Below are 21,948 nucleotides of genomic sequence, written 5' to 3'. Positions count from 1 at the left end.
ATCATTCGCCGGCGTCACTGTCTTTATCGGACCGCTTTTCCTCCTCACGCTTTTTTTCTTCGAGCTTTTTCTCTTCGAGCTTTAACTCCTCCATGTTCGCCTTCGCCTCTTTTTCTCGTCGCTCTTCTTCTCGCGGGTCCTCGCTAAATTCGTCAAGCCAGGTGCCGCAGCGCAGGCAATAACGCGCGCGTTTTTCGTGGTGGTCGTGGCCGCAGCCGGGGCAGGCCTCATCCGAGTAGCGGTCCTCGCGTATCGAGCGGATCACCTGGGCCGAGAAGACGCCGGTGGGGACGGCGATGATCGAGTAGCCCAGCAGCATCAGGATCACCGTGATCGATTTGCCCAAGGGCGTTATTGGCACGATATCGCCATACCCCACCGTGGTCATGCTCACGATCGCCCAGTAGATCGAGATCGGAATGCTGGTAAAGCCCGCTTCCTTGGACTCGATGGTGTACATCAGTGCGGCGAACAGCGTAACCACCATCAGAATGCTGCTGAAAAAGAGCAGGATCTGGCGCGAGCTGCGCTTGAGCGCCTCGAGCAGCATGTGACCTTCGCCAACGAACTCCATCATCCGCAGAATGCGAAAAATACGCAGCACGCGCAAAAGGCGCACGATCACCAGCCCGTGCGCGCCGGGTACCAGCAGAACCAGCCAGGCAGGAAGAATGGCGATCAAGTCCACGGCGCCGTAGAAGCTCTTGATATAGGCCATCGGCCGATCCAGACAGTAAAGACGCACCAAAAGCTCGATACTGAAAAGGATGGTAATTACCCACTCGATATAGAGAAATAGCTCCCCGTAGGGCTGGGCGATGCTCTCGACGCTGCCGAGGATGATGATCGTCACGCTGGTGAGAATGGCGATGATCAGCGCCAGATCGAAGGCCTTGGCGCCGGGGGTGTCGGCTTCGAAAATAATGTGGAAAAGCTGCGAGCGCAGGCCTTCCGGGCCCGGCGCGAGGTGAAGACTCATGGCGTCATCCTTAAACGTGGCAAGCCGATTCAGCTTAGCGCGCTTTCAAGGGTCAGGCGATGTGCCAAGCTCAAGGCGTTGTAGCCAAAGCTGATGCTGGTGGCGTTTTTAACCAGCGCCCGAGAAAGCGCCGCCGCGGTCGGGCGAAGCGGCTCGGCAAGCGTCGCGTGCTCGGCCAGCGTCTCGTAGGCGCGCGCGGCCTGCTCGAAATACTCGGGCTCGCCGCTGTCCTGATAGGCGTCCATCGCTACCGTCGCGCGGTGCAGCCACTCGCCAGGTGTATCGGCCTCTGGCAGCGCCCACCCGCCATGAATTAAGGCGTTGCCTCGGGCGGCCTTGCTCGAATCGCTCGGGCGAAGGGGCACGAAACTCGACATCGAGAGCGCCAGCGACCAAAGCGCATCCGGGGCGCCTGCCTTGAGTTCGAGCTCGATTTCACAAATCACGGCCCGCGCGCCGTTGGCGCGGATCTCGCCTTCATCGAGCACGAGCTCGATGCGGCTATCGTTCCAGTCGATCATCCAGCTGCGCCGGTCGAAATCCGTGGCAAGCGTTGGGGTGAGAGTCTCGAGCATGTCACCTGGCACGTTCTCGAACGGGGGGAGGGCGGCGAGCGCCTTTTTATCTAGCCCTTTGCTCACGGCCCACTCCCACTCGCTGCGCCTGGAAAGCCCGCCGCCGCCGTGGCCTTTGGTCTTGACCGTTTGCAGTGTCTGCCCGCCTGCCTGACGCAGTCGCACGGCGATCCCCTGGCGGGAAAGGTCTTGGTTGGGGGTGTCGTAATAGGTGTTGGTCAGGCGCTTTCGGGTTGGCGCCTTTGTCAGGGCAGGGTAGCTTAAAAGGGCGTCGATGGACGCGGCAGGCAGCGCTAGCTTAAGCTCTATTTCGAGCGGGGAGTGATCTTTCATGACAATAGCTACCTTGCTTTTGTGAACGTTGCGTTAAATTTCGACGTCATTATGAACTTTTCATGACGGCGGCAGGCGCACTCTTTATACTAGCGCCGCCATTTTCAGGCTTTCCACACTCAGGATGAAAGGCACTATGGTTACCTCCAATCCTTTTTCCGCCATGTTCGGCCGTTCGCCCTTCCAGCCGCTTCTGGCCCATATCGTCAAGGCCAATGAGTGCGCGGATCAGCTCCTGCCCTTTTTCGAGGCCTCGCTTGCCGGTGACTGGGAGACCGCGACGGCGCTGCGTGAGCGTGTCACCTGTCTGGAGCACGACGCGGACACGCTGAAAACCGAGCTGCGCTTGAATTTGCCCAGCACCATGTTTTTGCCGGTATCGCGTTCTGATCTATTGGATCTGATCAGCGTGCAGGACAAGATCGCCAATAAGGTGCGTGACATTACCGGCATTATGCTGGGACGTAAAATGCGCGTGCCCGACGAGCTGGCCGAGCCGATGCGCGACTACATGACCACCAGCGTGGCGTGCGTCGCCCAAGCGCGCCAAGCGCTCGAGGAGCTCAAGGAGCTTCTGGAGTCCGGCTTCGGGCGCAACGTGTCGGACGTGATGCAGAACATGATCCGCGAGCTGCATACCCTGGAGCATCAGGCCGACGATCAGCAGGTGGCGATTCGCCGCCAGCTTTTCGAGCTCGAAAGCGTACTGCCGCCGGTGGATGTGATCTTTCTTTACAAGATCATCGAGTGGGTGGGCGAAGTATCCGACCGCGCAGAGCGCGTGGGTAGCCGACTGCAGATTTTGACCGCGCGTTAAGGGGACCGCATGCAGATTATTGCCCAGTATGGCGATATTTTTATCATTCTCGCCTGTGTATTTGGCTTTTTCATGGCCTGGGGCGTGGGCGCCAACGATGTCGCCAACGCCATGGGAACCTCGGTGGGGTCGAAAGCGATCACCATCAAGCAGGCCATCATCATCGCGGTGATTTTCGAGTTTCTTGGCGCCTGGCTTGCAGGCGGTGAAGTGACCGCTACCATCCGGGGCGGCATCATCGACCCGGCGCTGTTGGAGGCCAATCCGCAGTTTCTGGTCTACGGCATGCTCTCGGCGCTTTTGGCCGCCGGTATCTGGCTGATGGTGGCCTCGGCCAAGGGCTGGCCGGTCTCGACCACCCACTCGATCGTCGGTGCCATCGTCGGTTTCGCCGCGGTGGGGCTGGGCGTAGAGGCGGTGGCCTGGGATAAGGTGACCCAGATCGCTTCGAGCTGGGTGGTGTCGCCGCTTCTGGCCGGCACCATCGGCTACGTGCTGTTCAAATCCGTTCACCATTTGATTTTCGAAAGTAATGACCCATTCACTGCCGCCAAGCGCTACGTGCCGGGCTACGTGTTTCTGGTCGGCTTCATCGTCTCGATGGTAACGCTCACCAAGGGGCTATCCCACGTCGGGCTCGATCTGAGCTTTAGCCAAAGCCTGATCCTCTCGATTCTATTAGGCGCGGCCATCATGGGGCTGGGAATCGTCATGCAGCGGCGGATCAAGTTCGAACAAAACGCCGCCGACCACTTTGGCTACGCCAACGTCGAGCGCGTATTTGGCGTGCTGATGATCTTTACCGCCTGCGCCATGGCCTTTGCCCACGGCTCCAACGATGTCGCCAACGCGGTCGGCCCGCTGGCCGCGGTGATCAGCGTGGTGCGTAGTGAAGGCATGATCGACAGCGCCGCGCTGGTGCCCTGGTGGGTGCTGGTGCTCGGCGGCGGCGGTATCGTGTTTGGTCTGGTGACCTACGGCCACCGCGTGATCGCCACCGTCGGCACCGGTATCACCGAGCTGACGCCGAGCCGCGGCTTTGCCGCGACCCTGGCCGCGGCGAGCACCGTGGTACTGGCCTCGGCCACCGGCCTTCCCATCTCGACCACCCACACGCTGGTGGGCGCGGTGCTGGGCGTGGGCCTGGCCCGCGGCATGGCGGCGCTGAATTTGCGCGTCATCGGCACCATCGTGATGTCCTGGCTGATCACGCTGCCGGCGGGCGCGTGTCTGGCCATCGTGTTCTTCTTCATGTTCAAGGGCATGTTCGGCTAACGCCAACGCGCCTGCCACGCGGCACCGTTTTGCCTCGCCTTGGCGAGTCTTGCAAAGCGGTGCCGTTTTTTTTGGCGCTGGTTTTTCGGGCTCTGTTAAAGTAGTCGGCCTGCTAACGCCTTCATTCACTCTGCGCCGGAGAGCGGCCCCTTGGATACACGCTTCCCCTTTGTCGACTGGTTTCGCAACGCCTCGCCGTACATCAACGCGCACCGGGGGCGAACCTTCGTAATTTTGATCGAAGGCGACGCCATGGCCTCACACCGTGGCGAGCAGCTGATTCAGGACCTGGCGCTGTTACACACGCTTGGCGTTCGGCTGGTCGTGGTGTTCGGCGTGCGCCCCCAGGTGCAGGCTGCTCTCAACGCGGCGGGCGTGGCACCCGTTCACGTCGATGGGCGCTGGGTTGCCGACCGCGCGGTGATGGCACAGGTCGAGCAGGTGGCATCCCACCAGCGGCTGTGGCTCGAGGCGCGCCTCTCCTTGGGACTGCCAAGCTCCCCGCTGCACGGTGTCGAGCTCAGCGTGGTCTCCGGTAACCTGGTCACCGCCAAGCCGCTGGGCGTGCGCGAAGGCGTGGATTTCGATCATAGCGGCGAGGTGCGCCGGGTGCGCGCCAATGCCATTCAGGAGCTTTTGAGCCAAGGGTCGCTAGTGCTGCTGCCGCCGCTGGGCTTTTCCAGCACCGGCGAGGTGTTTGATCTCGACGCCGCGGATGTTGCCCAGCACGCCGCCGTGGCGCTAAAAGCGGACAAGCTGATTTTGCTCGGCGACTCGGAAGGCCTCGAAGACGAGCAGGGCGGCCTCCTTCGCCAACTCAGCCCGAAGGAGGCCGAGCCGCGGCTCGCCGCCGCCGCCCCCGGCTCCGAGCTCGCCCGCCACCTGAGCGCGGCCTCTACCGCGGCGCGCAAGGGCGTTGCGCGCACGCACCTGCTTAGCTGGCAGGACCCGGACGCGCTGCTGGGTGAGCTTTTCACTCGCGACGGCGTAGGGACGATGATCACCGAGCACCGCTACGAGCAGCTTAGAGCGGCCACGCTCAACGACGTGGCGGGGCTTTTGGAGCTCCTCGAACCGCTGGAGCGCCGCGGGATGCTGGTGGCGCGCTCCCGCGAGCGCCTGGAGCACGAGATCGACGACTATCAGGTGATCGAGCGCGACGGCATGGTGATCGGCTGCGCGGCGCTGCACGTCTTTTCGGAGGCCGGCGTTGGCGAGCTGGCCTGTGTGGCGGTGCACGAAAGCTATCGCGGCGGCGAGCGTGGCGAGCGCCTGATCGAAGCCGTCGAGCAGCGCGCGCGTAAAACCGGGCTTGCGGCGCTGTTCGTGCTCACCACCCACACCGCCCACTGGTTCGTCGAGCACGGCTTTCAGAACGCAAGCCTGGAGGAGCTTCCGCCGCTCCGGCGCGATACCTACAACCACGCGCGCAAATCCAAGGTGCTGATCAAAACGCTGTAAGGCGCGCGACGGGCAGACGGGGCGGGCGAAAAACTGGATAATGGGGGCCATCGCCCAACGCCTTTCAAACGCGCCGGGCACACTCATTGATGCGGACGTCTGCCCATGGAAATCAAAGTTAACTACCTCGACAATTTGCGCCTCGAGGCGAAGTTCGACGACTTCAGCGTTATTTCGGATCAGCCGATTCGCTACAAGGGCGACGGCTCCGCCCCCGGTCCCTTCGACTACTTTTTGGCCTCATCCGCCATGTGCGCGGCGTACTTCGTCAAGGTGTACTGCAACGCGCGCAATATCCCGACCGACAACATTCGCCTGTCCCAAAACAACATCGTCGACCCGGAAAACCGCTACAAGCAGATCTTCAAGATCCAGGTCGAGCTGCCCGAGGAGATCTCCGAAAAGGATCGCGAGGGCATGCTGCGCTCCATCGACCGCTGCACGGTGAAAAAGGTGGTGCAGACCGGCCCCGAGTTTCAGATCGAGGTGGTCGAGAACATCGATGAGGACGCCCAGGCGCTGCTGATGGGCGCCCCCGAAGGCGGCGAAACCTTCATCGAAGGCAAGGATGCGCCGCTGGAGCAGACCATCGCCACCATGAGCGGCATACTCGCGGATCTCGGCATGAAGATCGAGATCGCCTCCTGGCGCAACATCGTGCCCCACGTCTGGTCGCTGCACATTCGCGACGCCGCCGCCCCCATGTGCTTCACCAACGGCAAGGGCGCGACCAAGGAGAGCGCGCTGTGCTCGGCGCTCGGTGAGTTCATCGAGCGGTTGTCGTGTAACTTCTTCTACAACGACCAGTTCTTCGGCGAAGAGATCGCGGCCAGCGACTTCGTCCACTACCCGAACGAGCAGTGGTTTCAGCCGGGCGCGGGTGATGAACTGCCCGAAGAGATTCTCGACGCGCATACGCGGGCGATCTACAACCCGGAAGGCGAGCTTGCCGGCTCGCATCTTTTCGACACCAACTCCGGACGCGTGGACCGCGGGATCGTCTCGCTGCCGTTCACGCGCCACTCGGATGGCGAGACGGTCTACTTCCCGTCGAATCTGATCGAAAATCTGTTTCTGAGTAACGGCATGAGCGCGGGCAATACCCTGGCGGAAGCCCAGGTGCAGTGTCTGTCAGAAATTTTTGAGCGCGCGGTCAAGCGCGACATTCTCGAGCAGGAGCTTTCGCTTCCGGACGTGCCGCAGGCGGTGCTGGCGAAGTACCCGGGTATTGTCGAAGGCATCCAGGCACTGGAGGCTCAGGGCTTCCCGGTGCTGGTGAAGGATGCCTCGATGGGCGGCCAATTCCCGGTCATGTGTGTGACGCTCATGAACCCGCGTACCGGCGGCGTGTTCGCCTCTTTCGGCGCCCATCCGAGCTTCGAGGTGGCACTCGAACGTAGCCTCACGGAACTGTTGCAGGGGCGCAGCTTCGAAGGCCTGAACGATTTGCCGCTGCCGACGTTCAACTCCCAGACGTTAGCCGAGCCCAACAACTTCGTCGAGCACTTCATCGACTCGGTCGGCGTGGTCTCCTGGCGCTTTTTCAGCGCTCGGTCCAACTTCGAGTTCGTCGAGTGGGACTTTACCGACGAAGGGCGCAAAACGTCCGCTGAGGAGGCCGAGACGCTGTTCGACATCTTCGCCGAGCTCGACGCCGAGGTGTACATGGCCGTTCACGAGGATCTCGGCGCGCCGGTGTGCCGCATTCTGGTGCCGGGCTACTCCGAGGTGTACCCGATCGAGGATCTGATCTGGGACAACACCAACAAGGCGCTCGACTACCGCGAGGACATTCTCAACCTCCACGCTCTCGACGACGAGGCGCTAACAGCGTTGGTCGAGCGCCTGGAAGAGAGCCAGATGGACGATCACGCCGACATCATCACGCTGATCGGCATCGAGTTCGACGAGAACACCGTCTGGGGTCAGCTCACTATCCTTGAGCTCAAGCTTCTGATCTTTCTGGCGCTGGGTCGGCTCGACGAGGCGCTGGACTGCGTCGAGATGTTTTTGCAGTACAACGATAACACCGTCGAGCGCGGGCTCTTCTACCAGGCGGTACAGGCGGTGCTGGAGATCGCGCTGGACGACGAGCTGGAGCTCGACGACTACCTGCCCAATTTCACCCGCATGTTCGGTGAAGCGACCATGGCGGCGGTGGTCGGCTCCGTCGAAGGCTCCGTGCGCTTTTACGGACTCACGCCCACCAACCTGCAGCTCGACGGTCTGGAGCGCCACCAGCGCCTGATCGAAAGTTACAAGAAACTTCACGCCGCGCGCGCCGTCAAAGCGGGCCTTGCGTGACCCAATCTAAAGAGGCCGATATGACCCCGACGCTGTTCAATACGACGCTGTTTAACACGTCACTCATCGCCACCGCCCTGGCCCTTGCGCCGCAAGCGGCGCTCGCCCAGAGCTCCGAGCAGAGCCAGAGCGAGGTGCGAAAGCTCTACAGCGGCCGGATGATGCCCGACGAGCAGGTCGAGCTTTCGCGCCACATCGACCGGCTGTTCCCGACCCGCACGGTCAAGTCAGCGGCCGAGCCGCATCGGTTTGGCCAGCGTGACGCCTCGCTCGAGGATTTCTCGCTGACGCATGACGGCGTGACCTACGATATTTATGACTTCATGGCGCTCAACCGGGTGAGCGGGCTGATGGCGGTGCACGACAACAACGTGGTGTTCGAGCAGTACGCGCTGGGCAATACTGCCCAGACGTCCTGGATGTCGATGTCGATCGCCAAGTCGGTCTCCTCGACGCTGATCGGGGCCGCGCTTAAGGACGGCTATATCGAAAGCCTCGACGATGCCGTCAGCACCTACGTGCCAGAGCTCGAAGGCAGCGTCTATGACGACGTCAGCGTCGAGCAGATTCTTTTGATGGCCTCCGGCGTTGCCTGGGATGAAACCTACGCCGACCCGGACTCCGAGCGTCGCCAGATGCTCGAGCTCCAGCTCGAGCAGCGCCCGGGCGCAATTCTCGAGTTCATGGGCGGGCTCGAACGCGCCGCCGAACCCGGCACGGTGTGGAACTACAGCACCGGCGAAACCCAGCTTCTCTCGGCGATCATCAACGGTGCGGTAGGCAAGAGTGCCTCTGAATACCTCTCCGAGAAGATCTGGGCAAACTTTGGCATGGAAACCGATGCTCAGTGGTGGCTCGACGGCGAGAATGGCCAGGAGATCGGCGGAAGTGGGCTGTTGATCACGCTACGCGACTACGCTCGCTTTGGTCAGTTCGTGCTCGAGGAGCAGCGCGCGCCGAACGTACTGCCGGAAGGCTGGGTGACGGAGTCGGCAAGACCCCACGAGATCGGCGGCGAGGACATCGAGTACGGCTACTCCTGGTGGCCGGAGGGTGACAACGCCTTCTCGGCGGTGGGCATCTTCGGCCAGTGGGTGTTCATCGACCCGGACAACGACATGGTCATCGCCATGACCAGCGCCCAGCCAAAGGCGGAGGCTATGGAGATCGTGCCGATCACCCAGTTCTTCCACGCCCTGAGCGACCACCTCGCCGCCAGCGGCGCCGATCGTTAGGCAATAAACCTGCGCTAACCGAAAAACCAGTAGCAGACGCCGATGGCCGTGATGATTCCCGCGGCATCGGCGAACAGCGCGCAGCCCAGCCCGTGGCGAATGCGGCTGATGCCCACCGCGCCGAAGTAGACCGCCAGCACGTAGAAGGTGGTCTCGGTGCTGCCCTGAAGCGTGGCCGCCAGCAGTCCGGGGAAGCTATCCACCCCGAAGGTGTCCATGGTTTCGATCATCATGGCCCGCGCGCCGCTGCCGGAGAGCGGCTTGATGAAGGCTGTCGGCAGCGCGTCCACGAAGCGGGTGTCCCAACCGATGCTCTCTATCAGCCAGCGCACGCCGTTCAACCCCGCATCCAGCACACCGCTGGCGCGTAGCACGCCAATCGCGACCAGCATGGCGATTAGATAGGGCAAGAGCGTCACGGTAAAGCTCACGCCCTCCTTCGCGCCTTCGATGAAGGCGTCATATACCTTCACCCCGCGCAGCGCCCCAACTAGTAAAAAGAGCATTACGATACTAAACAGCGCGAGATTGCCGATCAGCGTCGAGGCGGCGGCCAGCGCCTGGCTCGAAAGCCCGGCCAGGGTGGTGATCAAAAGCCCCAGCGCCAGCGCCGCGGCGACGAGATAGCAAAGCACCACCGGCTGAAAGAGGCGGATTCTCTGCACCAGCGCCACGGCGATCAGCCCGGCCAGGCTCGACGCGCTGGTGGCAAGCAGAATGGGGAGAAAGACCAGGGTGGGCTCGGCGGCCCCCTGCTGGGCGCGGTACATGAAAATGGTGACCGGCAACAGCGTCAGCGAGGACGTGTTGAGCACCAAAAAGAGAATCTGGGCGTTGCTGGCGGTGTCCCGGCTCGGGTTCAGGCTTTGAAGCGAGTGCATCGCTTTGATGCCGATCGGTGTGGCGGCGTTGTCCAGGCCTAGAATATTGGCGGCGAAGTTCATGCTGATCAGCCCCATGGCCGGGTGGCCGCGGGGCACCTCCGGCATCAGTCGGCTAAAGAGCGGGTCCAGCGCCCGGCCGAGCAGGCGAATCATGCCCGCCTTTTCGGCGATCGACAAAAACCCGAGCCACAGCGTCATGGTGCCCAACAGCACTAAAATGATATCGACGCTGACCCGGGCCATGTCGAAAAGTGAGGCGACCAGGCGCGCGAAGACCTCGCTGTCGCCGCCGACCAGCCACTGCCAGAGCGAGGCGGCAAAGGCGGCGATGAAAAAGCTTAACCAGATTCCGTTGAGCATGCGGGGGTCCCGAGGCGGTCCAAAGCGCTCCATCCTACCCAATTTGGCGCCGCGCCACAGTAGCGAAAACAGGCGCATTGATGCGATGCTGGCACACATGTTAAACCACGTGAGGAAGCGCTAATGTTTATTCAGGAGCAGCAGCTCGAGGGTCAGCACGTAAGGCTCGAGCCCTTGAACGCCGGGCATATCGAGGCGCTTGCTCAGGCGGTGCGCGACGGGCAGGGGTGGACGCTCTGGTACGCAAGCGTTCCCCACCCGGACGACATGGCCGCCTACGTGGAGCGGGCCATCGAAGAGGTCAGCCGCGGTCACTTGGCCTACGCCGTGCGCCACTTGGCCAGCGGCGATATCGTCGGTACGACGCGATTTTACGCCGTCGACGCCGCCAACCGTCGGGCGATGATCGGCTATACCTGGTACTCCCAGAGCGTTCGCGGCAACGCGGTGAACGCCGAGTGCAAGCTCTTGATGCTATCGAACCTGTTCGAGGGCTCCCAGGCAATCGCCTGCGAATTTCGCACCCACTTCTTCAACCGGGCTTCGCGCGCGGCGATCGAGTCGCTGGGCGCCAAGCAGGACGGCATTTTGCGCGCCCACCAGATTCTGAGTGATGGCTCGCTGCGCGACACCGTGGTCTATTCGATCATCGAATCCGAGTGGCCGGCAGTGCGCGCCCAACTTCAGAGCAAGCTGGCGCGCTTTGTCTTGAGCTGAAAGGAGCACCCATGCCTAGCTTCACTCATATCGTGCCCGTGTGCGAAGGCGACTACCCGAACGCCCATGAAAAGGTCGGTGAGCTGCTTGCCTGGTTTCAGGCTCGGGAAATGGTCGAGCAGCAGCCCTCGCACTGTCTCTTCGAAAATGAGCTGCTCGGGTACCGGCTCCTGGCGCCGATCGCGTCAATCTGGCGAGAGCCCGGGCTAACGGACACGCTGGATCTCAACGTGTGCGGGCTCGAGCTTCACGCCGGCGAGCGGCGGGTGTTTCACCCGCTGGAAGGCGCCGAGCTCTCCTTTGTTTGCCCGGCCTGCGGCTTTGACCAGGGGTGGGACGCGCTGACTGCGATCGGTGATTGGCAGGCCGGGGACGACGACTACCCGTGCTGCCCCGGCTGCCAAGCGCGCTTTTCAATCAACCAATTCGACACCGACGCCGGCGGCACCGACGTGCCCTGGGCGTTTGGCACGCTCGGGTTAACGTTCCACAACGGCGGTGTTGATTTCGCGCCCTGGTTTCTAAAGGCGATGCGGGAGCTTACGGGCTGTGAGCTTCGCATCGTGGCGTCGCACCTCTAGCCCGCTGTAAGGCTATATCAGACCACGCGCGCACCCAGCACGTGCTCGAAGTGGGAAAGCGCCCAGGCGTGGCCGGTGGGATCGAAGCTCGCTACGGCGTTTTGATGCACGACGAGCGTAAAGCCCTTGTTATAGGCATCGACCGCCGTGTGCAGCACGCAAATATCGGTACACACGCCCACCAGATGCACCTCGGTGATGTTGCGCTCGCGCAGCCGGGTTTCGAGGTCTGTGCCGTGAAAGGCGCTGTAGCGACGCTTATCCAGGGTCAGAACGTTCGGCGCGTCCTTGATGGTTGCGTGGTACGCCGCGAGCTCGCCATAGAGTGCCCGGCCCTCGGTACCCTCGATATTGTGGGGCGGAAAGAGCACCGTTTCCGGATGGTAGGGGTCGTCTTTTGTGTGCCGGTCAATGGCGAACACGACGAAGTCACCGGCCTCGACGAACGCCTTCGACAGCGCCAGCAGGGCGTCATGAATGTGCTGGCCGGCGGCGCCACAGGTGAGGGAGCCGGTGTCAGCGATGAAGTCAAAGGTATAGTCGATGTTGATCAGTGCTTTCATGCCTGCCCCTTCGGTGGTGGTGTCGCTGCGTCTTGCATCATCTAAAGCGAGAGAAAGAACAAAATCAACGGCGGCGATAAAAGCGACAGGATGAAGCCGCTGACCACCGCGACCGGCACGCAGGCCACGCCGCCGTGTTGCTGGATCACCGGCAGGGTGAAATCCATCGAAGTGGCGCCGCCGACGCCGATGGCAAGCGGCGCGTGGCGGTGGATGATCAACGGAATCAGCACGAACGCCAAAAGCTCCCGGGCCAGGTCGTTGAAAAACGCGACCCCTCCGAGCAGCGGGCCGAGCTGGTCGCCGATCAAAATCGCCGAGAGCGAATACCAGCCAAAGCCCGAGGCCATGGCGAGCCCCTCAAACGGCGTAAGCGACAAGAGCGGCGCGGCGGCAAGCCCGGCCAAAAGCGAGCTCGCCGCCAGCGTTGCGGCGATCGCGAGCCCCAGCCGGTTGAGCAGAATCTGTTTGAGCGCCATACCGGAGTTGCGTAGCTGGCAGCCGATCAGTATGAGCAGCGCGTAGAGCGCCCACTCGGCGAGCATATCCGCCGCGGCGAACAGTTCGCGACCCACCATTGGCGCCAGCAGCAGCCCCAAAACGACACCCAGCACGACCGTGACCAGCAGTAACAGCGAGCCCTTGATCGCGGCGAGCTTGCTGGTTGGCGCGTTCTCCACCACGTTTGATGCACCGGCCTTGAGCGCCAGCCTGCGCGATAGCCAGCCCAGGGCGGCCAGGTTGAACGCCATCGTGATCGAAAACAGCACCAGCGTGCTGCCGCCCAGCGTCGAGAGCTGGCCCGTCAGGTTGTCGAGCCCGGCCAGGCTCACGCCCATCAGCAGCAAAATCAGATACACCGAGGCGCTGACGCCGCGATTGATGAGCGCCAACAGACGCGGTGAGCGAACGCGCAGAAGATAGCCCCCGACCAGGGGCAGCAGTACGATGAGTAAACCGGAGAACATGGCGGTGGGTGAGCCTTATTGCGGAGCAAACCGTGTCAACGTGATGGTGGTATCCCGGCGGCCATCCTTGATGTACTCCGCAGAGAGAATCAGGCCTGGCCACTGGGGGTGAAAGCTAATGTCGATATGGCGATCCGGCTTTTCGACGTCCGTGAGCGTTACGCTCGGCGCCTGGAACTCACCGGCGGGGACGCTCACGGTGGCTTGTGGGTGGACGTAGTACTGAAAATGCTCGTCGCGCCCGCGATGGTCGAGAAAGGTGATATCGCAGGGCGCGCGCTCGGTGCACTCGGCGTTCTCCACGCGGCGCGACAGATCGAACAGCGCGGTCTGGCGATCGAGGGCGGTGAGTTCGGATTCATCAAGCGTATAGTCGTCGCCAACGCCCAGCAGGGAGTAGCTGCTCGAATAGAGCAGCGCCCGGGTGTCGTTGTCCTCCACCGCGAAGCGGCTGCGCTCCTCGCCCTTGGCCACGGCGATGGAAAAACGCATGCTGGAGAGCCAGTGAAGCCCTTCCTGACTGAGCGTATGGCGCACGGTGGCGCCGGGCCAGCCGCGAATTTCCAGCCGGTAGCTCGCCTCGAAAGGGCGTGGGGCGACAAGCTCCGGCGTCTGGGCCGCGGCGCTGGACGCCGCGCCTCCGGCCAGGGTCGTCAGCGCCAGAAAGGCGGCGCTGCGCAGCGACGATACAATACGGGGCACGATCTTTTCTCCTTTGCTTCAATCTTCCCTAAGAGCGCCCGGCCCGCCGCTTCGTTCAGTCAAAACGTCGCGGCCCTCAGTAGCCGTCCTCCGGATTGACCGTGGCAATGGCGTCGCCGGCCTCGAAAGCGTGCAGATACGAGATCACCTGGTCGATGGCGTCCGCCATCGGCGTAGGGGCGGCCATGTGCGGGGTGATCAAAACGCGCGGATGCTGCCAAAGCGGGTGGGCCGCCGGCAGCGGCTCCTCGCTGAACACGTCCAGCAGGGCGCCGCGCAAATGGCCTTCCTGCTCACCGCTTCCCAGCGCCTCGAGCAGGGCGTCTTCGTCGATCAGACCGCCCCGGCCCGGGTTGATCACGCTGGCGCCCTTGGGCAAGCGCGCGAGCCGCTCGGCGTTCATAATATGCCGAGTGGCAGGGGTGTCCGGCAAAATGGTCACCACGCTTTTTACTTGACTCAACAGCTCGTCGAGCCCCGCTTCGCCGTGGAGGCAGCGCACGTTCTTGAGCGTTTTGGGGGAGCGGCTCCAGCCCAGCACCGGAAAACCGGCCTGGTCGAGGGCGCTCGCTACCGCCTGGCCAATCGCCCCGAGCCCCAGTACGCCGACCGGCCACTGGGCTTTCTCCACGACCTCTTGTGGCTGCCACTGGGCGTCTGGCTGCTGCGCGCCGTAGCGGTCCATGCTGCGATAGAAATGTAGCACCCCGTAGAGTACGTAGTCCGCCATCAGTTCGCCCATGCCGGCGTCGCGCAGTTTGACGATCGGCACGTCTGTCGGGCGCTCGGGGGAGGCGAGCAGATGATCCACGCCGGCACCCAGGTTGATGATGCCCTTGAGCGCGCGCTGCTCGGCCAGCAGGTGCCCCGGCGCTTTCCAGACGGCGAGATAGTCGGCGCCCTGGCGCTCTTGTGCCGGCGCGTCGCTGGTGAGCACGATCGCCTCGGGCAGCGCCTCGCCAAGTGCTGTCTGCCACTGATCGGCCTGGTCGGTATGTACCACGATCTTCATGAAAAGCCCCCGTGAATCGCATGTTGTAGGTTACCAGCTATCATGGGTTAAGTGGGGGAAGGGCTGCAAGGACGCCGCGCACCCTCGGCGCTACACCGGCGCTCATCTTGAGGCGAAAAGGAGATTCACCATGGCAACCCGCAAGGCCCACGTGGTCACGCGCAAGCGAAGCGGCAAGGGCTTTACCTATAAAACCGAAGACGGCGAAACGCTCAAGGATCAAACGTGGCGCGAGTGGATCAAGTCGCTTGCCATTCCGCCGGCTTGGCGCGACGTCGAGATCACCCTCGATACGCGCCACCATATCTACGCCACCGGCCGCGACGACGCCGGGCGCAAGCAGTACGTCTACAACCCCAAATGGCGCGAAAAGCGCGAGGCGCTGAAGTTCGATCGCATGATCGCTTTCGCCCAAAAGCTCACGCCGATGCGCCGGGTCACCGGCCAGCACATGTTGCAGGAGGGGCTGCCGCGCGAAAAAGTACTGGCGTGCATGGTGCGCTTGATCGACAGCGCCTATTTTCGCCCGGGCAGCGAGCGCTATCGTCAGCAAAACGACTCCTACGGGCTGACCACCATGCGCTCGAAGCACCTGACCATCGACGGCGACGAGCTGATTTTCGACTACCGCGGCAAAAGTGGCCAGGACCAGCACCGGGTGGTGGAGGATGCGCGTTTGGCGAGCGTGGTCGCGGAGCTCGACGAGACGCCAGGCTACGAGATTTTCAAGTACTTCGATGACGACGGCAATAAAGTGCGCGTCGACAGCGCCGATCTCAACGACTACATCCACGAGGTGATGGGCGAGCAGTTCAGCGCCAAGGATTTTCGGACCTGGGCGGGTACCTCGATCGCCGCGCTGGCGCTGGAGGAGCTGGGGGTCGACGATGATGAAAAGATCAGCGAGAAGAACGTGCGCGAGGCCGTCGAGCGGGTGGCGACGTCGCTTGGCAACACGCCAAGCATCGCCAAGGCGAGTTATATCGACCCGCGGGTGGTGGAGAGCTACCTGGACGGTCAGACGCTCGAGAACTTTCGCCAGCTGGTCGAGGTCGAGCTCGAACACGAGGATCTGACCGGCCCGGATGAGCGCGCCGTGCTCGAACTTTTGAAAAGCCGCTTAAAGCGCAAGACCTGACGCGCGTCGTCGCCACACCGGCGCGGCCGGTTTTTGATAAAGCCTTTGACCCAACGCCAAGGGTCGGTGCTAGTATCGGCTCAAGACGGCAATGGCGGTGCTCGCACGGACCTGTCGCTGCATGGGCCCAGCAAGCTGGTTTTTTGATTTAAAAGGGCGAGTTGCTCGATGAATGAGGTTTCCCTGCCTTTCACTCGCGAAGAGTACGCCGCGCGCCTTTGGAAGGTGCGCGCTGAAATGGCCGGCCGCGGTATCGATGTACTGATCGTCAGCGACCCCTCCAACATGGCCTGGCTGACCGGCTACGATGGTTGGTCGTTCTACGTGCATCAGTGCGTGCTGGTGGGGCTCGAAGGCGAGCCGGTCTGGTTCGGACGGCGCATGGACGCCAACGGCGCGCTTCGCACCTGCTGGATCGATCCGGAGAACATCACCTATTACCCCGACTACTATGTGCAAAACCCGGACATGCACCCGATGGAGTATCTGGCGCAGTCGGTGATGCCCGGGCGTGGCTGGCACACCGGCGTGGTCGGCATGGAGATGGACAACTACTACTTCTCCGCCAAGGCCTACCAAAGCCTTTTGCGCGAGCTGCCCCACGCCCGCTTCATGGACGCCAACGCCTTGGTCAACTGGTGCCGGGCGATCAAGTCGCCCCAGGAAATCGAGTACCTGCGGGTGGCCGGGCGCATCGTCGAAGGCATGCACTCGCGCATCATCGAGGTGATCGAGCCGGGCCTGCCCAAAAGCAAGCTGGTCTCGGAGATCTACCGCGTCGGCATCGAAGGCTTCGTCGACGAAAACGGCCGCGTGTTTGGCGGCGACTACCCCGCCATCGTGCCGATGCTGCCCACCGGCAAGGACGCCGCCGCCCCGCACCTGACCTGGGACGACACCCCGTTTCGCGAAGGCGAGGGCACGTTTTTCGAAATCGCCGGGGTATTCAAGCGCTATCACGCGCCGATGTCGCGCACGGTGTTTCTCGGCACGCCGCCCAGAGATTTCATTCGCGCCGAATCCGCGCTGCTGGAGGGCATCGACAACGGCCTGGCCGTGGCCAAACCCGGCAACCGCACCGCGGACATCGCCATGGCCCTGGGAGCGGCGATGGACAAGTACGGCTTTGATCGCGGCGGCGCCCGCTGCGGCTACTCCATCGGGCTCTCCTACCCACCGGACTGGGGCGAGCGCACCATGAGCCTGCGCCCAACCGACGAGACGATTCTGAAGCCCGGCATGGTGTTTCACTTCATGCCCGGGCTCTGGGTGGAAGACTGGGGCCTCGAGATCACCGAAAGTATTCTGATCACCGAAAGCGGCTGCGAGACCCTGGCGAACTTCCCCCGTCAGCTGTTTGTGAAGTAGCGAGACGACGATAGACCCCAGGTTCGCCACCGCGCCGACGACGATTCGACAAAAGGACACACGCATGACTCAGCAAGCGAGCACCCGGCGGCCAAGCCCCGTTTCCGCCACCGTGGATTTCGACGCCGACGGTGTCCAACACGGCTTTCTGAAACTGCCGATCTCCACCGATATCTCCGCCTGGGGCGCGGTGATGATTCCCATCACCGTGGTGAAAAACGGCGAGGGCCCTACCGCGCTTTTGACCGGCGGCAACCACGGCGACGAGTACGAAGGTATTACCTCACTTTTGAAGCTGACAAACGCCCTGAAAGCCGAAGAAGTCTCCGGGCGGGTGATCATCGTGCCGTGCATGAATACCCCGGCGGTGATGGCCGGTACGCGCACCTCGCCGATGGATAAAGGCAACCTGAACCGAAGCTTTCCCGGCGACCCGGATGGCGGTGTCACCGCGCAGATCGCCGACTACTTTACCCGAGTGCTGGTGCCGATGAGCGACGTGGTGCTCGATCTACATTCCGGTGGACGCACCCTGGATATCCTGCCGTTTGCCGCCTCCCACGTGCTCGACGACAAGAACCAGCAGCGGGCCGCCCTCGATGGCGCCAAGGCGTTCGGGGCACCCTACGCCATGGTGATGTTCGAGCTCGACGCCGAAAAGCTTTTCGATACCGCCTGCGAGCGTCAGGGCAAGGTGTTCGTGGCCACTGAGCTCGGCGGCGGCGGCACTTCCACCCCGCAGAGCATGGCGATCGCCGAACGGGGCGTACGTAACTTCCTGATCCACTACGGGCTGGTCGAAGGCGAGGTGGCCATGCCGGAAGGCGGCCAGGTCTATCTCGATATGCCGGATGCCCGCTGCTACGTGCAGAGCCAGCACCAGGGCGTGCTGGAGCTGACCGTGGCGCTGGGTGAGGCGGTCCAAAAGGGCCAGACCATCGCCTACGTGTATGACATGACGCGAAGCGGCGCCGAGCCGGTGGCCTACAAGGCCGAGCGTGACGGCGTGCTGATGGCGCGCCGCGCGCCGTCGCTAATCAATATGGGAGATACGCTTGCGGTGATCGCCGATGTTGTCGAGCGGTTGGAGGCGTAGCGCCACGTGCTGAAACTCGACCGCTATGACCTGAAGATTCTCGACATTCTCAGCCGCGATGGGCGCATCACCAAGTCCAAACTGGCCGAGGCGATCAATCTGTCGATCAGCCCCTGCTGGGAGCGGGTCAAGCGACTCGAGAAGGCCGGCGTCATCGAAGGGTATACCGTCTGCATCAACGCCGAGGCTTTGGTTCCGCGCAACCCGGTGTGGGTGCAGATCGAGCTCAAGGCGCACAACGTGGAGAGCTTTTCGCGCTTCGAGGCGCTGGTACTCGAAACGCCGGAGGTGACCGAGTGCGTGGCGGTCGGCGGCGGCGTGGATTATCTGGTGAAGTTCGAGGCGCGCTCGATCGACAGCTACCAGCGCCAGATGGATCGCTGGCTGGTATCAAAGGCCGGCATCGAGCGCTATTTCACCTACATTGTGACCAAAACCGTCAAGCGTAAGCCTCTGGCGCTCGAGTTCGACGAGCCGTCATGACACCTTAATGAGCGTGATGAGGGGAAGGCTGGGTCGAATACTCGCGCCGACACACCCGATTGCGCCCTTGCTGCTTGGCATCGTAAAGCGCCTGGTCGGCGCACCGGGTTAGCTCCTTGAGCGTCGTGCCGCTGCCGAGCATCCCGCTGCAAACGCCCACGCTCACGGTCACCTTGTCCGCCGGTACGCCCCGATGGGGAATCCGACGTTCGGCCACGCGCTCGCGAATGTGCTCCGCCACGGCCAGCGCGTTATCGTGGCAGGACGCTTCGCCGTAGCGCAGCACCAGAAACTCTTCGCCGCCATAGCGGCACACCACATCCTTGGGCGCGCAGGCGCTTTTAATGGCATCGGCGACCTCGCGCAGCGCGCTGTCTCCCTCACCATGGCCGTAATGGTCGTTGTAATCCTTGAAATGATCGACATCGACCACGATCACGGTGGCCTTCTCTAGCGAAGCGCCGCGCTGTGCCAGTTTCTTTTCCTGACGGGCCAGCGCCCGGCGGTTGGCAAGCCCGGTAAGCGGGTCCAGGTGCGAAAGGCGCTCGAGTTCGACGTTACGCTCGGTCAGCTCGCCGCGCAGGCGCTCCACGTGCAGATTCTCCATGTAGAGGCGCAGCGACTCGGAGGAGAAGCGGTAGTTGGCCATCAGCGATAGCACCAACACCGGCACGCCTACGGACAGATTGCGTACAACGTACTGCGTCGTCACTCCTTCCAAAAACCAGACGGTAGAGTAGAGGCACGCAAATACGAACAGCGAGCCGTAAACGCTGTACTCGAACGGTGGAGTAAAGACGATGGTGAGCACGAGAATGAACACCAGCCCGGCATAGAAGTAGTCGAGCACGCTCGGATCGCTGGAGCCAACGATCACCAGACACCAGGCGACGCACCCAAGGCAGGCCTGGCAAGTGCCCGCAAGCTCTTTTAGCCGAATCGAGCCCGGCCGGTCGTAGTAGAGCATTAGCGCGACGGTGGTTGGGCCCACCAGCAGTCCGCGGAGCAATATCGAGCGCCAGGTGACATCGGTGAGTAGGTAGATATCGACCAGCGTGTAGGAGAAGTAGAAAAACGCGAGCCAAACCGTGACCAGCTTGAGCGAGCGAAGGCGCTCATCATGTCGGTAATTGTCGTAGTGATCACGGACCGTCAGGTCGCCGGCGCGCTGCGAAAGCGCCTTGTAATAGGAAGTGAGTCGATACACGAAATCGGCCTCTGCAATGCCAAGCACGGGGTCGATGTGTCTCTCAAACAGTGCCGGCATGAAAAAGATCATTTAAGTTGCATGAGTTTACTCCACAAATGTTAACAAGTGCCTTATTTGCACAAGCGAACCAAAAAAAAACGTCATTGAAGCGCGGGCCACCAAAAAAATCGCAAGCTCGGCCGCGCTTTTCAAAAACACTTCGGGTAAATCCTCGCGTAGCGTAGAGCCATAACGTCAGTGCCACCGGCGCTTATCGCTTTTTGCACGTCTTCGTCGCTTGTTGACGAAGGCCAGGGAGGTTTTATGACCACGCACGCCGCGACACTTTCCAATCGCCTGGATGACCCGCGCCTGTTTCGCCAGTACGCCTACGTGAACGGCAAGTGGACCCACGGCGAGGGCGGGCGCGAAGAAGGCGTTGTCGATCCTGCCACTGGTGAGACGATTGGCCATATTCCGCTGCTCGAGACCAGCCAAATCACCGCCGCTGTCGACGCCGCCGAGGCCGCCTTCAGCCAGTGGCGGCTGCTGCGCGCTGACGAGCGCTGCGAGCGCCTGCTTGCCTGGTACGATCTGATTCAGGCCCATCGAGAGGATCTTGCGCGCATCATGACCCTGGAGCAGGGCAAGCCGCTGCCGGACGCCCGCGGCGAAGTGGAGTACGGCGCCAGCTTCGTGCGCTGGTTTGCCGAGGAAGGCAAGCGCACCTATGGCGAAACCATCCCCAGCCACATTCCGAACGCCTCACTTGGCACCATCAAGGAGCCGGTTGGAATCGCGGCGATGATCACGCCCTGGAACTTCCCGCTGGCGATGATCACCCGCAAGGCGGCCGCCGCCTTGGCCGCGGGCTGCCCGGTGATCGTCAAGCCCGCCAATGAAACGCCATTTTCCGCGCTGGCGCTGGCCGAGCTTGCCGAGCGCGCGGGCATTCCGGCGGGCATCTTCAACGTGGTGCTGGGCGAGCCCGCCGAGGTGTCGAAGATTTTGTGTCGCGAGCCGCGCATCCGGGCGCTGTCGTTTACCGGCTCCACCCGCGTCGGGCGGCTTCTGATCGAGCAAAGCGCCGATACCGTCAAGCGGCTGTCGCTGGAGCTTGGCGGCAACGCCCCGTTCATCGTCGGCCCGGACATGGACCCACGCGAGGCCGCGCTCGCCGCGGTGGCGGCGAAGTTCCAAACCGCCGGGCAGGACTGTCTCGCCGCCAACCGAATTCTGGTGCACGCCTCGATCCACGACGAGTTCGTAGCGCACTTTACCGAGCGCATGGCCGCGCTCACCGTGGGCAACGGCTTCAAGGGCGAGGTGGATCTGGGGCCGCTGATTCACCGCCAGGCCGTAGAGAAGGCCGCCGCGATCGTCGACGACGCCCTTTCAAAAGGGGCGACGCTGATCGCCGGCGACCAGCAAAAGGCGCCGGGCGAGAACTTCTTCATGCCGACGCTGCTAACCAATGTAACGCCCAAAATGAAGGTGTGGCGCGAGGAGAACTTCGCCCCGGTAGCCGGTATTACCGCGTTCGAAAGCGACGACGAAGTTATCAACTTGGCCAACGACACCGAGTATGGCTTGGCCGCCTACATCTATACCCACGACATCCGTCGCATCTGGAAACTTTTGCGGGCGCTGGAGTACGGCATGGTCAGCGTCAACTCGGTTAAAATGACCGGCCCGCCGGTACCCTTCGGCGGCGTCAAGCAGTCCGGCCTTGGCCGCGAGGGCGGTGCCACCGGTATCGACGAATATCTGGAAACCAAGTACTACTGCCTGGGCGCGCTGGGCTCCGTCTCCGGCAGCTAAGCGAATCGGCAGCGTAACGACATTTTAATCACGCATTTATCAGGCCCCGCTCGACATCGGGCGGGGCGCACGTCAAGAAGGCAGCGT

General features: G+C 62.5%; 20 protein-coding genes. 12 read left to right on the top strand and 8 right to left on the bottom strand.

Translation table 11 applies throughout. The features are described 5' to 3' along the window. Position 1: 1 nt before the first annotated feature. The gene (locus ACGLWX_RS05310) at positions 2-979 is read right to left on the bottom strand and encodes an ion transporter (RefSeq protein ID WP_396237923.1); all 978 of its coding nucleotides are present in this window, start codon (positions 977-979) and stop codon (positions 2-4) included. A gap of 29 nt (positions 980-1,008) precedes the next feature. Then, entirely contained in the window at positions 1,009-1,887 is an 879-nt protein-coding gene (locus ACGLWX_RS05305; protein WP_396237921.1) for a CYTH domain-containing protein, read from the bottom strand. Between the two features lie 136 nt (positions 1,888-2,023). On the opposite strand from ACGLWX_RS05305, the gene ACGLWX_RS05300 reads away from it, so the two are divergent. From ACGLWX_RS05300 to ACGLWX_RS05280, 5 genes are all read left to right on the top strand, one after another. Further along, positions 2,024-2,704, top strand: a complete 681-nt coding sequence (locus tag ACGLWX_RS05300; RefSeq protein WP_252106882.1) for a TIGR00153 family protein — start codon at positions 2,024-2,026, stop codon at positions 2,702-2,704. A gap of 9 nt (positions 2,705-2,713) precedes the next feature. Beyond that, positions 2,714-3,979, top strand: coding sequence for an inorganic phosphate transporter (locus tag ACGLWX_RS05295; RefSeq protein ID WP_252106883.1), 1,266 nt, complete (start codon positions 2,714-2,716; stop codon positions 3,977-3,979). Between the two features lie 150 nt (positions 3,980-4,129). Next, a complete protein-coding gene (gene argA, locus ACGLWX_RS05290) occupies positions 4,130-5,440 on the top strand; it encodes an amino-acid N-acetyltransferase (protein ID WP_252106884.1) in 1,311 nt (436 codons plus the stop codon). Between the two features lie 105 nt (positions 5,441-5,545). Continuing rightward, a complete protein-coding gene (locus ACGLWX_RS05285; protein WP_396237919.1) occupies positions 5,546-7,744 on the top strand; it encodes an OsmC domain/YcaO domain-containing protein in 2,199 nt (732 codons plus the stop codon). 20 nt (positions 7,745-7,764) lie between these two features. After that, positions 7,765-8,979: a serine hydrolase domain-containing protein gene (locus tag ACGLWX_RS05280; RefSeq protein WP_396237917.1), complete on the top strand. Its 1,215-nt coding sequence runs from the start codon at positions 7,765-7,767 to the stop codon at positions 8,977-8,979. A 14-nt stretch (positions 8,980-8,993) separates the two neighbouring features. On the opposite strand, the gene ACGLWX_RS05275 is transcribed toward ACGLWX_RS05280, so the two are convergent. Next, positions 8,994-10,223 carry a nucleoside recognition domain-containing protein gene (locus tag ACGLWX_RS05275; protein ID WP_396237915.1) on the bottom strand — a complete coding sequence of 410 codons (1,230 nt, stop codon included), beginning with the start codon at positions 10,221-10,223 and terminating at the stop codon, positions 8,994-8,996. A 123-nt stretch (positions 10,224-10,346) separates the two neighbouring features. Here ACGLWX_RS05275 and ACGLWX_RS05270 point away from each other — a divergent pair, with 123 nt between their 5' ends. Both ACGLWX_RS05270 and ACGLWX_RS05265 read left to right on the top strand, forming a co-directional pair. Continuing rightward, positions 10,347-10,940 carry a GNAT family N-acetyltransferase gene (locus ACGLWX_RS05270; protein ID WP_396237913.1) on the top strand — a complete coding sequence of 198 codons (594 nt, stop codon included), beginning with the start codon at positions 10,347-10,349 and terminating at the stop codon, positions 10,938-10,940. 11 nt (positions 10,941-10,951) lie between these two features. Continuing rightward, the gene (locus ACGLWX_RS05265) at positions 10,952-11,521 is read left to right on the top strand and encodes a hypothetical protein (RefSeq protein WP_396237912.1); all 570 of its coding nucleotides are present in this window, start codon (positions 10,952-10,954) and stop codon (positions 11,519-11,521) included. A 17-nt stretch (positions 11,522-11,538) separates the two neighbouring features. Here ACGLWX_RS05265 and ACGLWX_RS05260 read toward each other — a convergent pair whose 3' ends face one another. From ACGLWX_RS05260 to ACGLWX_RS05245, 4 genes are all read right to left on the bottom strand, one after another. After that, positions 11,539-12,084 carry a cysteine hydrolase family protein gene (locus ACGLWX_RS05260; RefSeq protein ID WP_396237910.1) on the bottom strand — a complete coding sequence of 182 codons (546 nt, stop codon included), beginning with the start codon at positions 12,082-12,084 and terminating at the stop codon, positions 11,539-11,541. Between the two features lie 41 nt (positions 12,085-12,125). Beyond that, on the bottom strand, positions 12,126-13,052 hold the full coding sequence (locus ACGLWX_RS05255) for a lysine exporter LysO family protein (RefSeq protein ID WP_396237908.1): 927 nt from the start codon (positions 13,050-13,052) through the stop codon (positions 12,126-12,128). Positions 13,053-13,067: 15 nt separating this feature from the next. Continuing rightward, positions 13,068-13,754: a hypothetical protein gene (locus ACGLWX_RS05250; RefSeq protein WP_396237906.1), complete on the bottom strand. Its 687-nt coding sequence runs from the start codon at positions 13,752-13,754 to the stop codon at positions 13,068-13,070. 76 nt (positions 13,755-13,830) lie between these two features. Beyond that, positions 13,831-14,766 carry a 2-hydroxyacid dehydrogenase gene (locus tag ACGLWX_RS05245; protein ID WP_396237904.1) on the bottom strand — a complete coding sequence of 312 codons (936 nt, stop codon included), beginning with the start codon at positions 14,764-14,766 and terminating at the stop codon, positions 13,831-13,833. A gap of 130 nt (positions 14,767-14,896) precedes the next feature. Here ACGLWX_RS05245 and ACGLWX_RS05240 point away from each other — a divergent pair, with 130 nt between their 5' ends. The 4 genes from ACGLWX_RS05240 to ACGLWX_RS05225 all read left to right on the top strand — a co-directional run bounded on the left by ACGLWX_RS05240 (position 14,897) and on the right by ACGLWX_RS05225 (position 18,851). Further along, positions 14,897-15,904 (top strand): DNA topoisomerase IB, encoded by a 1,008-nt coding sequence (locus tag ACGLWX_RS05240; RefSeq protein WP_396237903.1) that lies wholly within the window; start codon positions 14,897-14,899, stop codon positions 15,902-15,904. A gap of 168 nt (positions 15,905-16,072) precedes the next feature. Next, positions 16,073-17,272: an ectoine hydrolase DoeA gene (gene doeA, locus ACGLWX_RS05235; RefSeq protein ID WP_252106895.1), complete on the top strand. Its 1,200-nt coding sequence runs from the start codon at positions 16,073-16,075 to the stop codon at positions 17,270-17,272. Positions 17,273-17,336: 64 nt separating this feature from the next. Next, complete coding sequence (gene doeB / locus ACGLWX_RS05230; RefSeq protein WP_396237901.1) at positions 17,337-18,368, top strand: N(2)-acetyl-L-2,4-diaminobutanoate deacetylase DoeB; 1,032 nt, start codon at positions 17,337-17,339, stop codon at positions 18,366-18,368. A 6-nt stretch (positions 18,369-18,374) separates the two neighbouring features. After that, a complete protein-coding gene (locus ACGLWX_RS05225; RefSeq protein WP_396237899.1) occupies positions 18,375-18,851 on the top strand; it encodes an Lrp/AsnC family transcriptional regulator in 477 nt (158 codons plus the stop codon). Positions 18,852-18,855: 4 nt separating this feature from the next. On the opposite strand, the gene ACGLWX_RS05220 is transcribed toward ACGLWX_RS05225, so the two are convergent. Continuing rightward, a complete protein-coding gene (locus ACGLWX_RS05220; protein ID WP_396237897.1) occupies positions 18,856-20,118 on the bottom strand; it encodes a GGDEF domain-containing protein in 1,263 nt (420 codons plus the stop codon). Between the two features lie 246 nt (positions 20,119-20,364). Between ACGLWX_RS05220 and ACGLWX_RS05215 the strand changes: the two genes are divergently transcribed. Next, complete coding sequence (locus tag ACGLWX_RS05215) at positions 20,365-21,861, top strand: NAD-dependent succinate-semialdehyde dehydrogenase (RefSeq protein WP_396237895.1); 1,497 nt, start codon at positions 20,365-20,367, stop codon at positions 21,859-21,861. The last annotated feature ends 87 nt before the right edge of the window (positions 21,862-21,948 follow it).

The sequence above is a fragment of the Halomonas sp. HMF6819 genome (assembly GCF_044335525.1).
Taxonomy (GTDB): domain Bacteria; phylum Pseudomonadota; class Gammaproteobacteria; order Pseudomonadales; family Halomonadaceae; genus Vreelandella.
This window is presented reverse-complemented; position numbering and strand designations above follow the sequence as displayed.